We start from the raw sequence: 13,979 nt of genomic DNA on the forward strand, positions 1-13,979 counted from the left end.
GATGAGTGAGTAACTCACTCATTATAAAATGAAAGCGGGGAATTCATATGAGCAATGCTTTGGTTCAAATTGTGATGCGGAAAAGAAATCAACAGGAAAATGCGCGGCTGCTTCGTATAACAGCTTCCGAAGGAATCGCTGAATCCGGCTTTGTACGTATTGGCGGGATTGAACAATGGGTGACCATCCGGGGGGAAAACCGGCGCAATCCGGTGCTGCTGTTTATTCATGGAGGGCCGGGATCGGTGTACTCCATCTTCAGTCCACTGCTGCGTTCCTGGGAGAAGGATTTTACGATCGTGCAGTGGGATCAGCGGGGAGCAGGAAAGACCTTCCGGCGCAACGGCAAACAAGGCAGCGGATCGTTGACCTTCGACCGGTTGGCGAAGGATGGGATCGAGTTATCCGAATATCTATGCGGCAAGCTTCAGCAGACAAAGCTAATTCTGGTTGGCAGTTCGGCGGGCAGCCTTACCGGCATCATGATGGCTGCGCGACGCCCGGATTTATACCACGCTTATATAGGGACGGATCAGAACGCCCCCGATCCCGAACACGTTGGGCATGGATTGCTGCTGGAGGCATTCCGAGCTACGGGCAGCAAGAAGGGAGCCGAGCTGCTCGAGCGTATGGGGACCGATCCTTCTACTTGGAACAGCAGGGATGTCGATACACGCAACCGGCTTATGGTGAAGGCAATACGTGGTGTCCCCAATATGATCACGGATTTGATCATGCCGTCGATGATGTCATCTCCGGAACATTCGATGAAGGATATGTCGGATCTGTTTAAAGGGATGAAGTTTTCCGCTGAGGCTCTTCATGAAGACATGGTCCGTTTTGATTTTGATAAGATCGGATACCGCTTCGAGCTGCCTGTGTTTATTGTTCAAGGGGATTCGGACTTTATTACACCCACGGCAACGGCCAAAGCGTATTACGGCCGCATCGATGCCCCATACAAAGAGTTTGTGCTCATCCATCAGGCTGGCCATTTGGCGTGCTTTTCCCGGCCGAAACAGTTTTACGCATTTCTTCTGAATAAAGTACTCCCCTTGGCGGTGGCTGGGGAAATGAAGCAAGCACGGTGATCCAAAAGGAACGTCATGGTACAATAGGGATACATTATTTTTGAGAGATTGGAGTTCGGAGTCTATTGTCACCATTAAACAAGGAACAGCTGGCCCATATCCGGGATGAGAGGAAAAATCAAATCAAGCAGGCCGCGACAAAGCTTTTTGCCCGCAGCGGCTTTACAGGAACAAAGACCAGCATGATCGCGGCGGAAGCCGGCGTCAGCGAGGGGCTGATTTATCGTTATTTCACGTCCAAGGATGAGCTGTTTACCAGCATTGTCCAGGAGCTGATGGAGGAAGGGCGGAGAGAGACGGGGAATGTGCCGAGCCTGCCGGGCACGCCATATGAGCAGATTCAAGCGCTGACGGAAAATATGCTCAGCGAGAACAAATTCGCTTTTATGCTCATTCTCCGTGCCGTCCGCAGCCTTGACGCCATTCCCAAGGACGCCGCAGAGATTCTGAAGGAGCACTCGGCGGATGCCATGATCGAGCCGCTGATTCCTTTGTTCGTGCAGGGGCAGGAAGCCGGGGAGTTTGCCGAAGGCGATCCTCGCGAGCTGCTCCACTGGTATTTTTACATCGTGAACGCCTTGATCGTCGAGGAAGCGGATGAGAAGCCGTATGGAACACCGTCGGCGGAAATGCTGATGAGGATGCTGAAAAGGTGATGACGGCAAACGGCCGGTCAGGATGACTCCTGATCGGCCGTTTTGATTGTGTGATTTTATGCAAAAACAGTTGGATAGAGCTTATTCCGTATCAACGAAGAAATTCCGGCTGCCGATTTGAACATCCTGAATATTTGGTTTTCCATCTTTGCCGGTGTGGATAAAAAAGACGTAACGTTCAACTGTACCGCCAGTAAACTTGAGGGTAATCGTATTGCCCGAAATGCTGTACGTTCCCGTTCCGCTAGACCCCGCGGAGGTATTGGTTGTTCCGGAACCAGCCTCCTGTGTACCAAGGGTGAAGTTGTCTGCTTTGAACGTACCGTCGGTTTGGAAGGTCAATCGTTCCTCCCATGCCGAGGAAGCCGAATTTACTCCAGCCATTCCCGAATAACCCCTATACACGTAACTGCCGCTTAGTTTAAGGTTGGACGCAACCGGCGTTACTTTCACGAGAAGCACATCGTCAATGTACAGGTTTCCTAAGGACGATACCCGAATGGTATGGTTAGTTCCGTTACCCAAAACCAACTTACCTTTGGTGATGGAGTAATCGCTGCACGAAAGCTTCGAGCAGTCGATGGTTTCAGGGCCTCCGGTAGCCGGCTCGCCGATGACAACCTTTTTACCGGAAAGGAAGGTGTAATAATCCCAGCAAGCTCCTCCGCATTCATAACCGCCTGGGTCCAAGCGCATGCCGACATACATTCCCTGAAGCTTATCAAGCTGTACCGGTACGGCCGGTGCTGATTCTTCGCCGTCGTTTTCCGTTGGTTCCGTGCCAGTCGGCGGATTTGCTGTCGTATCTCCAGAGTGCGCAAGAATCTCCGCCGCCTGTTCTTTGGTCAGTCCAAGCTGTTTCAGCATTTGTTCCGAAAATATTGTGATTTCGCGATTTTTGGCATCCCATACGACAAATCCGCCAGTCGCCTCGCCGACAAATCTTAGAGGTACAAGCGTGTTACCGCGGACGCTCCGCGCCGGTTTATCCAGGGATACTTTTTTTTCGTTCACAGTAGCTTCCTTGCTGTTTAGCTGCAGGGTAAAAGACAGCGAATCTTTCTGGCCTGTGATGGTTTGATTACGCGGGTCCCAGTTCAGGGAAATTCCCATCGACTCGAACAATGGGCGCATTTGCACCAAGGTAGTTCCCCCATCCACCAATGGGTCCACTGAAAAGTTGACCCACTTTGTATCCACGGCGACTTTGATCGGTGAGGCGGATTCGGCATGAGCCGATGTGCCACTCCAAATCCCCGTCAAGAGCAAGCAAATGAACGCCATGATGAGCGCAGCTGCTCCGGTTTTTGATTTTACGGCTTGAATCATCTTTCTTCTCCTTTTCCCAAATATGTTACAGATACGACATTTCGGCGACGACAACCATGTGTATGTGTAAAATGGCCGATTATTCCCGGACGCTTCCGATTATAGTTCGATTTGGATGTGCAAGTGAGGACCATAGTTCCTTTTTTTTACATATACGTTATAGGTCGAAAAGAAGAAAAAAATTTGCATATCTGCACACGGTTTGCCACGGTTGCTGAAGTTACCAGATGTTGATTTCTACTGGGGATAAAAAATGCTGCTAGTCCCGGACAGTCGTCACGTCTGTCGTCAGTTGTACCGGCCTGCGGATCACCCGCAGAATGCTGTCCAGATTGCTGATCAGCGTACCGGCAATAATCGTAATCATGCCGGCGACCGAGAGCCAGGTGATGCGTTCATGATACAGCACGGCCCCTGCCGCCATGGCGATCATAGGCGAGATGTACAGCCATGTCGACGGAAAAACAGGATTTGTCTTGGCAACCAGCCAATAATAGAGACTGTGGGCGACCATGGATCCCATAACGATCAGATAAACGAGTGAACCGAAAGCGGCACCGGCGGGCAGCCCGGCGGCATGTATGGGCTCAGTCAGCAGAGATAGCACAAGCAGAAGGAATCCGCCATGCATCATCTGCGCCGCATTCAGCGCAATGGGCGACGCTTCGGGGAAGCGTTGGATCACCTTTCGTGAATACAGCGTTCCTGCGGCGTAGCAGATTTCCCCGGCAAGGATGACCAGTCCGCCGCTGATCCATGCGCCTCCGGTGGAGGGAGAGAGGTCCGAGAGCAGCAGCAGCAGGACGCCCGCGAAACCTAGAAGGCAGCCGGCGACGGTCCTCGTCGTGCTCTTTGCTTTGAAGACCAGCATTTGGATGAGTAAAATGATCAGCGGACCTGTAGCCGAGAAGACGGCGGCGGATCCGGAAGAAACGTGCTGCTCGGCCCAATAGAGCGGCGCAAAAGTGCCGAAGGTCAGCAGGGTGCCGCTCAGCAGCATTTCTTTACGCAGCAGAAGACCAAAACGGGTCTTTTTACGCCAAATCATCCACAAAAACAGCGCCAAGCCGGCCGCAAAAAAGCGAAGTCCCGCCGAGAAAAAGGGCGGAGCGGACGCGTCCACCCCGATTTTAATGGCCAGAAACGTTGTGCCAAAAATAAGACACATCAGCAAGTAGTTGACAAGTATCATACTAAATCCTCCTTTGGTTGTCTTCCCATCATACAAGGAGGATTACAGAACAGATGCATGATAACAGAACAGATGGACGCAGGTTTATAGTACAATGAGTCTACAACCCATTTGATGTCCGGAGGGAAAATGAAAATGCAGACCACACAGAAGGATCATCCGCTGTTGTACCGGCAGGTCTACGATCATATTGTCGCCAGGATTCAGCGGGGAGAACTTGCAGCCCATGACAAGCTTCCTTCGATCCGGATGCTGGCCGGGGAGCTGCAGGTCCATCGGCTCACCGTTTTTCGCGCCTACCAGCTGCTGAAGGAAGAGGGGAAGGCTTACGTAAAGGAAAAATCGGGATATTATGTTGCTCCGATGCATGAAATCACGGGACTTCCAACCTATGAAAAAAGCTCCGCTGCTGCCCGGACCTATCAGAACGAGATGTCCGACATTCAGCGCGTGCCTTCCGTTTATCAATTTTCGCAGGCGCTGATTGATCCCAATCTGCTGCCCAATTTGTATCTGTCCCAATATGTCAAAGAGGTGTTTGATCGCTATCCGAAAATGATCGGCACTTATTCCGATTTGCAGGGGGATGCCGAGCTAAGGGATTTTCTGGGCGATTACATGACGGGAAGGCTCAAGGTGAGTATATCGGCGGACGAGTTGATCATTACATCCGGTGCGCAGCAGGCTATTGATCTGTTAGCCCGGCTCTATATTCGTCCGCTGGATGCCGTGATGGTGGAGCGTCCGACTTACAGCGCGGCACTGGATATTTTTCGCGCTCAGGGGGCCCGGTTTCTCCCCGTCGACATTTTGCCTGGCGGATACGACCTTGACCAGGTCGAGGAGATGATGAAGCGGCACAAGCCACGCTTTTTCTATATGAATCCGACCTTTCACAACCCAACGGGCTATTCGGTCCCTGCCGGTCAGCGGAAAGAGCTTGTCGCCTTGGCCGAGAAATATCAGTGCCTGCTCGTTGAGGACGACACGTTTCGGGACATTTATTTCGGAGGGCCACCGTCGTTACCGCTGTTTACCTATGACACGGAGGGATGGGTCGTCTATTTGAGCAGCTTCAGCAAATACGTAGCTCCCGGTCTTCGGATCTGTGCTGTAGTGGGCCGAAGCTCGGTCATCCAGCCGCTGTTAACCTTGAAGTCGCTTGCGGATAACGGCTCGCCGCTCGTCAATCAGAAGTTGTTTTTGCACTATTTTGGATCAGAGCGGATGCAGAATCACCTGGAAAAGCTGCGGATTGCCCTTCAGATCCGGCGGGATCTGATGATCGAGTCACTCCGGGACACCGGTTGGCAGTGGACTGTGCCTGAAGGAGGTCTCAACCTGTGGGTGAAGCTCCCGGATCAACTTTCTGTGGACATGTTATGGCAGCGCGCCACCGCGGAGGCGGTTTCGTTCGTTCCAGGCGCGGTGTTTGACCCGAAGCGCGAAATGCGGTCCTGGATCAGGCTCAGCTACAGCTTTGTCAATGAGGAGCAGATTCGAACCGGCATGCGGCTTCTGACAAACTTGGCGGGCAGCATGGACAATAGATAGCCTCGATCACACCTTCGTTACACCCAAAAATCATCATGAACTTTTTGCCATGACGCGTTACAATAATGATGGAGGCCGAACAACCGGTACCCGCTTGCAGCAGGCAATGGAGCAGGCGGGAAGAACGGCAGCCGATTCAATGGATCGATTATAGAGAGGTGGACTTATATCATGGCTTTGATTCAATGTCACTTTTTTTCGGACGTGCTGCAGCTCAGTACTTCCATGACGGTCATTCTTCCGCAGCAGACCCGCCATCAGATCGGGATGCAGAACAACACATTTGCGGACAAGCATCCGACGCTGTACCTGCTCCACGGATTGTCGGATGACGATTCCATCTGGCTGCGCAGAACGTCGATCGAGCGTTATGTCGCATCGACGGGACTGGCGGTCGTTATGCCTCAGGTGCACCGCAGCTTCTACACGGACATGGCTTATGGGAACAAGTACTGGACGTTCATCAGCGAGGAGCTCCCAAGCATTGCCCGCTCTTTCTTCCCGCTGTCGGCGGAAAGGGAGGACAATTTCGTCGCAGGGCTGTCCATGGGAGGTTACGGGGCGTTTAAATGGGCGCTTAGTAAACCGGAGAGCTTTGCGGCCGCCGCTTCGTTGTCAGGTGCTATGAACGGTATGAGAGCCCCGGAAGATCCGGATCGCTTCCCGGACTACAAGCTGATCTATGGCGACAAGCCGGAAAAAAACCGTGAGGAAGACTTGTTCTGGCTGATGGAGCAGTGCGCAAAGTCGGAAGGACCGAAACCGATGCTGTATCAATGCTGCGGCACCGAAGACTTTTTGTACGAGGACAACGTTATGTTCCGTGAAGCATGCAAGCAGTCGGGTCTGGACTATACATACGAGGAGGGCCCGGGAAGCCATGAATGGGGATATTGGGACGCCAAAATTCAAGACGTGCTCGCCTGGCTCCCGCTGAAGAACAACGCATAACCTGAGGATTTGCAACCTTGTAATGCAGACCGAGGCATACGACATATGCCAAGGTCTTTTTTTGTAAATGGAAAAAAGCTTAGGCTTCAAAGACAGAGCTTCCTTATTTTCCACTCTGGGGAGCGATTTGATTCCTCGTGTAGAATAACCTGTCCACGGAAAGGGTAATGTTATACAGAAACAGCCCAAGAAATGGATAAGGAGTGAGCGAAGAATGGGTAACATGACGGCGACGGGAAGTACCAATCAGAAGTCTGGCACCACAGGGAAAAGTCTCGGCCAGTATTTGTTTGACTGCTTAAAGCTTGAGGGAATCACCGAAATTTTCGGCGTGCCCGGAGACTATAATTTTACCCTGCTCGATACGCTGGAGAAGTATAACGGCATTGAATTTATCAATGGAAGAAATGAATTGAACTCGGGATACGCAGCGGACGCTTACGCCAGGATCAAAGGCATTTCGGCGCTGATTACGACGTTCGGCGTCGGTGAACTCAGTGCCTGCAACGCGATCGCCGGGGCGAACAGCGAGCACATTCCGCTGATTCATATCGTCGGATCCCCTCCGGACAAGGATCAGAAGGAGCATAAGCTGATGCACCACACTTTGATGGACGGCAATTTTGACGTCTTCCGCAAGGTGTACGAGCCGATTACGGCCTATACGGCCGTCGTCACGCCGGAGAATGCCGAGATCGAAATCCCGACGGCTATCCGGATCGCCAAGGAGAAGAAAAAACCGGTCTATCTGGTGATCGCCGACGACTTGGTCTCAAAGCCTGTTATGGGAAGGGGAGAACCGGCACCGCCAAAACCGTCATCCAACCTGACGACTCTTCAAGCAGCGGCGGATCAGGTGCGCCAGCTGCTTGACCGGGCCCGCAAGCCGGTTTTGCTGGTCGACGTGAATGCGATGCGTTTCGGACTTCAAACGGCGGTGCGCCAGTTGGCAGATGCCATGAATATTCCGGTGGCAACGATGATGTTCGGTAAAGGTGCTTTCGATGAGTCGCACCCCAACTATATCGGGGTGTACGGCGGCTCGTTTGGTTCGTCTGAAGTACAAACGGCGGTGGAACAAGCCGACTGCGTCATCGCGGTCGGGATGGTGTGGGCGGACAGCAATACGGGCACGTACACCGCCAAATTGAATCCGCTCGTTACCGTCGATATTCAGCCCAAGATGGTCAAGGTGGGAGAAGCTGAATTCCCGAATGTGCTGGCTGCTGACATGCTACTAGAGCTCCAAAAGATCGGTTATAAAGGCAGCGGCGCCGCCGGCAAGGGGGCGTTTCCGTATGATCAAGTTACGGGTGAACCCGAAGCACCGCTGCTCGCTTCGACTTATTATCCAAGGATTCAGCGTATGCTGAAGGAAGGCGACATCGTCGTCGCCGAGACGGGAACGTTCTATAACGGCATGGCTTATGTTCGGCTGCCCCGGAACGTCACGTATATTACACAGGGAGGGTGGCAGTCGATCGGCTATGCCACGCCGTCAGCCTATGGTGCCTGCATTGCCGCCCCGGACCGCAGGGTGCTGCTGTTTACGGGGGACGGCTCGCTGCAGCTGACTGCGCAGGAGATCAGCTCGATGCTGTATTATGGCTGCAAGCCGATCATTTTCGTTCTGAATAATGACGGATACACCATCGAAAAATACTTGAACGTGAAGACGGAGAATCAGCGCTACAACCAGATTCCGCGCTGGTCGTACACGAAGCTGGCCGAAGCCTTCGGCGGAGAGGCATTTACGGCGACCGTGCGGACAAACGGGGAACTCGAGCAGGCGTTCGCTCAAGCGGACCAGGAGCGGGCCGCAAAACTCTGCATCATTGAAATGATCGCCGCCGACCCGATGGATGCGCCGGAATACATGAAGCGGATGCGCAATTACATGGAGGAGCAGGCGAAAAAAGGGCAGAAATAAACCATGGGAACAGTGCTGCAGGAAGGTTCTTGATGAACTTTCCAGCAGCACTTTTTTTGTGTATGAATCGATTCCGGTAAGATGATGAAAATCGCTGATTTTGACCGGGTCTATGGGCATGTTCAGAATTTGTACAGTTGAATCTAGTATTCTATATAGAATGAACTAAAGAAAAGGATGCTATCGTGCCATTTTGGGCCGTGTAACAGGAATTTAATGTAAACTTTAGTTCAATCTATCTAGTTCTATACACATAGATAAATGGAGTGGTTATTAGGATGTTCGACCGTTATTTTACAGAAATGCGTAAGCTTAGTCATGAAGACGAATTGCGTTACCGTTATTTGATCAGAGGGGTTAAACTGCTGCTGGAGCAGCGAAAATCGGAGAACTCCAAAGGACTCCCGCGATGGAGAAGATGCCGGCAGTCCGAATCGATCCAGCCCGGGACCTGGGATTAAAGTTTGAATGTCAAAAAAATTGACATCTTTTTGTCATTTGTTGAATAGGCTGTACACGTTATTCTTTTGGTAGGACTTAAGAGTGTGTCAAAGGAGATATCTATGAAAGTGATGAAAGACTTTTCGCCCAGAAAACCGGCCGGATGGCTGGTGCTCGCGGTTCTGGCAATAAGCATGCTGTCAGGATGCTCTTGGATGGGGGGAGACGATACGGACGGCGGCATGAAAACAGCTGAGGCTGACAAGCCGGTCCAGCGTTATACCGGTGAGATGAGCCAAGCCGTTTCTCTGGCATACACGACCAGCCGGAACCTTGCCTTAACGTTTAACGGGATGGCAGACGCCCAAACGATGGACAAGCTTCTTGATCAACTGGATGCCTTAGGCATAAAAGCAACCTTCTTTTTGCCGGGGATGCGGGTGGCGGAGGAACCGGACATCGCCCGGCAAATTTTGTCCCGGGGACATGAGGTCGAGAACAATACGCTGAATGCGGTCGACATGAGCCGTATGGACTACGGACAGATCTACAAGGAAATCCATTTGGCCGACGATGTCATCCGCAAACAAACGGGGGTCACTCCGAAGTTCGTCCGAACGCAAACGGGAGCGATCAGCGAGGATATCCGGCTGGCTGCGGCACAGAGCGGACAGCAGGCGGTCATATCCTACAGTCTGTTTTTACATAATTGGAAGGCGGAGACCCCTCAGCAAAAAAAGAACTATATCCGGAAATACATCAACCGCGGTGGGATCGTTGCGATTGACCTGGCAGAGAACCGGACTTTGAATGAATCGGTGGACCTGATCGCTTCGGAAGCTTCGGCAGCCGGTTATCATTTCGTTACTCTAGACAAGCTGGTCGCCACAGGCGGCGTACGTAAACCGGCCGACACGGTTCAAGGGTATCAGGCTGCGAAGTATAACGCCGATTACGCCAAAGCGGATTACAATCTCGTGTACAGCCACAAGACCGCCAAGAAGGAAATCGCCCTTACCTTTGACGACTGGGGCACGGATGAAACGATCACGAAGCTGCTCGATATTTTGGACCAGTACCACGTGAAGGGTACGTTTTTTTTGCGTGCGGACGGAGTTGAGAAAAATCCGAACTTGGCGCGGGCGATCGCGCAAGCAGGGCATGATGTCGGAAATCATACTTACAGCCATCCGGTCCTGACCAAGCTCAGCGTCAAGCAGCTTCAGGATGAAGTGGTCAAGGCGCACCGCATCATTACGGATGCGATCCAGCAGCAGCCGGCCATGCTGTTCCGGCCGCCGACCGGCGATATTGACGACCGCACAGCCCGGATTATCGCGGCGGCCGGTTACCGGAATATTGTCGATTTCGATATCGATCCGAATGATTGGAACCGGGATCGCACCGCTTCACAGATCGTGAACTCGGTTATCCAGCAAAGCCACAGCGGCGGAATTATTTTGCTGCATTCGCTGGACGATACCCACACGGCGGAGGCGCTGCCGGGCATTATTCAAAACTTGCGGAAACAAGGATACACGTTCGTGAAACTGTCCGACTGGATTTCTGATGATGGAAATCCGTCAGGTAATGAAAGATAGATGGAGATGGAAATATGTCAACACCAACTAAAAATGTGCTGTATACATACAGCCCAGTCGCGGTCATTGGACTCGGGTATGTAGGCCTTCCCCTGGCACAAGCCTTCTCGAAAAAGATGCGGGTGATCGGCTTTGACGTCAACCCGGACAAGGTCAGCCGGCTGCAGAAGGAAGCTTCTTCTGACGCGCAGACGTCCGTGTATGACGCAGACCCAGCGTCTGCGGGATTGGAATATACGTCTGACGCGGACCGGCTTGGCGAAGCCATGTTTTATGTGATTGCCGTACCGACCCCGGTGCAGAGCGGTAACGTGCCGGATTTACGGTTTGTGGAAGAAGCGAGCCGCATGGTCGGCAGGAGATTGCGCCAAGGTGCGGTCGTGGTTTATGAATCGACCGTGTACCCTGGCGTCACCGAAGAGATTTGCGTTCCGATCCTGGAGGCGGAGTCAGGCCTGCGCTGCGGAACCGATTTTAAAGTAGGATATTCGCCGGAGCGGATCAATCCAGGCGATGAGGTTCACCGGCTCGACAATATCGTCAAGATCGTGTCGGGAATGGATGAGGAATCGCTCGGGATCATTGCCGGCATGTACGAACAGATCATCGATGCCGGCGTATACAGGGCGGAAAGCATCAAGGTGGCCGAAGCGGCAAAGGTTATTGAAAATGCCCAGCGGGACATTAATATCGCCTTTATGAACGAACTGTCCATGCTGTTCCACCAGATGGGCATCGATACCCGGGAAGTGCTGCGCGCCGCAGGGACAAAGTGGAATTTCCTGAACTTCGTTCCCGGTTTGGTTGGCGGGCACTGCATAGGTATCGATCCGTACTACTTGACGTACAAAGCGGAGGATACCGGTATCCGTTCACGGATCATTCTGGCGGCACGGCATATCAACGACGGGATGGGCAAATATGTCGCCGAGCAGCTGATCAAGCTGCTCGTCCGGCAGCGGCTGGACCTGCGCGACGTGAAGGTCGGCGTTCTTGGCTTGGCTTACAAGGAAGACTGCGCCGATATCCGGAATTCCAAAGTGGTGGATATCATCAAAGAGCTTCAGGATTACGGTATTGAACCCCGGATCGTGGACCCGCTGGTAGACCCGAAAGCGGCTTATGCCGAATACGGTCTGGAGCTGTCCCGAGTGGAGGAGCTGCTGGACCTGCATGTGCTGGTCACGGCCGTCCCGCATCAATGCTTTGGGGCATGGGCTATGCGGATATGGATCCGATGTTCAGAAAGGACTCGGTAAAGATCTTGCTGGACGTTAAGGGAATATATGACAAAGCAGAGTTCGAGCGTCAGGGTTACATTTATTGGCGGCTGTAACGAGAGCAGATGGGAGAAATAAGAACCGTGTTCAGACGAAAGAAAAAACAAACCGATGAGATTCTGACCTTACCCCGTTCGGATCGGCGGATCTTATCGAACGTTCCTGACCCGGAACAAATTCGCCGTTCAGTCGACCGGAGAGGCTCGCGGGATAACGATGCGGACCAGTTCAGTTCGGATTATTTGGAACGGATGCGGAAGTTCAGCCTGCGTTACGAGGCGGATTTCCCCGTGTTTCTGACTTGGGGCAAAGGAAAGAACCGGAGAAAACTGAAAACGAAGGCTGTCGATGTATCTTCAACGGGCCTCCTGCTCGAGCTGCCCTTCACGACGGACCACATCCAGCCGGGAAGCAAAGTGTCCATGCACTTTGAAATTCCGGCAGGCACGATGCCGGAAGGCTTTGAATCCAAAGTGGATATTGAAGGAGTCGTCGTGCGGACCTTTGAGCGCGGAACCGGCAGAGAGGCCGTTTCGTTGGCTGCTTTTGAGTTCACCAACCCGCTGCATGAATATTTTCAGCGCAGACGCTGGGGGTACTCCGTGTATACGGCCAGCGGCCTGCTGCTGCTTGCCGCCGTTTTTGTGCTGCTGCTTCGGGCGGAGAGCATCATTTATTTTAAGTACAATTTCCTGCTGTATTTATACAGCCTGATCGCCGCGGCATTTTTGTTGACGAGATACTTGTTCGGGTCTCTATACCGTGACGTGCCGGTCAATCCGGATTTTACGCCGGGCGTATCGATCATTATTCCGTGCTTTAATGAAGAGAAGTGGATCCATCGGACGATTATCAGCTGCATCAACCAGGATTACCCGGTGGACAAGCTGGAGGTCATCGTCGTTGATGACCGCTCTACCGACCGGTCCGCGGAGCAGATTCAGAAAACGATCGACCTGCTTCATCAGGAAGCCGACCGCTTTCAAACCAAAGAACGGCTTCGGATGCATATCCTCCCTGAGAACGGAGGGAAACGGGAAGCCTTGGTGCAGGGGGTACGGATGGCAAAGCATGATCTGGTCGTGTTCGTGGATTCGGACAGCTTCCTGGATCCGCTCGCCATTAAGCATTTGGTGCAGCCCTTCCAAGATCCGCGTATGGGCGGGGTTGCCGGGCGGACGGATGTGGAGAACAAGTACACCAACTCCATTACGAAGCTCCAGACCGTGCGCTATTATATCGCGTTCCGCATTATGAAAGCGGCCGAGTCCTGGTTTGACAGCGTCACCTGCCTGTCCGGGCCGTTATCCTGTTATAAAAAGAGGCTTGTGCTGAAGCATGCGGACGCCTGGCTCAACCAGAAATTTCTGGGACAGCCCGCTACGTTCGGCGACGACCGCAGCATGACCAATTTTATCCTAAAGACACACCGGACGGCGTACCAGGATAAAGCGATTTGCTCCACGATCGTTCCTTCGGAGATGAATGTCTTCCTGAAGCAGCAGATGCGCTGGAAGCGTTCCTGGCTGCGGGAATCCCTTAGGGCGGCCGGATTTATTTGGCGCAAGGAACCGTTTATGGCCCTCTTTTTCTACATCGGTGTCATCGTTCCGATCGCTGCGCCGCTGATTGTGCTCTACAACCTGCTGTATGTGCCCATTTTCCACCATGTGTTTCCGGGAACCTTCTTGATGGGGCTTCTGCTGATGTCCCTGCTGATGAGTCTGGCCCATCTATTGTTCCGTAAAAGCAAGCTGTGGGTATTCGGGTTCGTCTTTTGCTTTTTCTACGAAATGGTGCTGCTCTGGCAAATGCCGGTCGCCTGGTTCACCTTCTGGAAATCAACCTGGGGGACAAGGGAAACGCCGCAGGACGTCGAGGCGAGAAATAAAAAGGCCGCAAGGAAAAACCGAAAAAATACGAAGACGGAAGTGCCGCTGTAACCCGGCGGAAC

The 13,979-nt window shown here is 52.7% G+C and carries 10 protein-coding genes and 1 pseudogene; 9 read left to right on the plus strand and 2 right to left on the minus strand.

The genetic code is table 11. From position 1 onward, the window contains the following. Positions 1-47 precede the first annotated feature (47 nt). Together GCU45_RS30960 and GCU45_RS30965 are read left to right on the plus strand one after the other, a co-directional pair. Entirely contained in the window at positions 48-1,091 is a 1,044-nt protein-coding gene (locus GCU45_RS30960) for an alpha/beta fold hydrolase (RefSeq protein WP_244364744.1), read from the plus strand. Between the two features lie 65 nt (positions 1,092-1,156). Continuing rightward, the gene (locus GCU45_RS30965; protein WP_152403757.1) at positions 1,157-1,747 is read left to right on the plus strand and encodes a TetR/AcrR family transcriptional regulator; all 591 of its coding nucleotides are present in this window, start codon (positions 1,157-1,159) and stop codon (positions 1,745-1,747) included. An 81-nt stretch (positions 1,748-1,828) separates the two neighbouring features. Here the strand turns inward: GCU45_RS30965 and GCU45_RS30970 are convergent, their stop codons facing one another. Both GCU45_RS30970 and GCU45_RS30975 read right to left on the minus strand, forming a co-directional pair. Beyond that, positions 1,829-3,076, minus strand: coding sequence for a stalk domain-containing protein (locus tag GCU45_RS30970; protein ID WP_152403759.1), 1,248 nt, complete (start codon positions 3,074-3,076; stop codon positions 1,829-1,831). A gap of 259 nt (positions 3,077-3,335) precedes the next feature. After that, positions 3,336-4,268: a DMT family transporter gene (locus GCU45_RS30975; protein ID WP_152403761.1), complete on the minus strand. Its 933-nt coding sequence runs from the start codon at positions 4,266-4,268 to the stop codon at positions 3,336-3,338. A 129-nt stretch (positions 4,269-4,397) separates the two neighbouring features. Here GCU45_RS30975 and GCU45_RS30980 point away from each other — a divergent pair, with 129 nt between their 5' ends. From GCU45_RS30980 to GCU45_RS31010, 7 genes and pseudogenes are all read left to right on the plus strand, one after another. After that, on the plus strand, positions 4,398-5,822 hold the full coding sequence (locus GCU45_RS30980; protein ID WP_152403763.1) for an aminotransferase-like domain-containing protein: 1,425 nt from the start codon (positions 4,398-4,400) through the stop codon (positions 5,820-5,822). Positions 5,823-5,993: 171 nt separating this feature from the next. Beyond that, positions 5,994-6,773, plus strand: a complete 780-nt coding sequence (locus GCU45_RS30985) for an alpha/beta hydrolase (protein WP_145946217.1) — start codon at positions 5,994-5,996, stop codon at positions 6,771-6,773. A gap of 214 nt (positions 6,774-6,987) precedes the next feature. After that, positions 6,988-8,703 (plus strand): alpha-keto acid decarboxylase family protein, encoded by a 1,716-nt coding sequence (locus GCU45_RS30990; RefSeq protein WP_152403765.1) that lies wholly within the window; start codon positions 6,988-6,990, stop codon positions 8,701-8,703. 278 nt (positions 8,704-8,981) lie between these two features. Continuing rightward, positions 8,982-9,164: a hypothetical protein gene (locus GCU45_RS30995; RefSeq protein ID WP_152403767.1), complete on the plus strand. Its 183-nt coding sequence runs from the start codon at positions 8,982-8,984 to the stop codon at positions 9,162-9,164. 102 nt (positions 9,165-9,266) lie between these two features. Further along, the gene (locus tag GCU45_RS31000) at positions 9,267-10,745 is read left to right on the plus strand and encodes a polysaccharide deacetylase family protein (RefSeq protein WP_152403770.1); all 1,479 of its coding nucleotides are present in this window, start codon (positions 9,267-9,269) and stop codon (positions 10,743-10,745) included. A gap of 14 nt (positions 10,746-10,759) precedes the next feature. Beyond that, positions 10,760-12,081 (plus strand): annotated as a pseudogene (locus GCU45_RS31005) (nucleotide sugar dehydrogenase). Between the two features lie 9 nt (positions 12,082-12,090). Beyond that, positions 12,091-13,968 carry a glycosyltransferase family 2 protein gene (locus tag GCU45_RS31010; protein WP_152403772.1) on the plus strand — a complete coding sequence of 626 codons (1,878 nt, stop codon included), beginning with the start codon at positions 12,091-12,093 and terminating at the stop codon, positions 13,966-13,968. Positions 13,969-13,979 lie beyond the last annotated feature (11 nt).

The sequence above is a fragment of the Paenibacillus cellulositrophicus genome (genome assembly GCF_009363095.1).
In the GTDB taxonomy this organism is placed as follows: domain Bacteria; phylum Bacillota; class Bacilli; order Paenibacillales; family Paenibacillaceae; genus Paenibacillus_AQ; species Paenibacillus_AQ favisporus.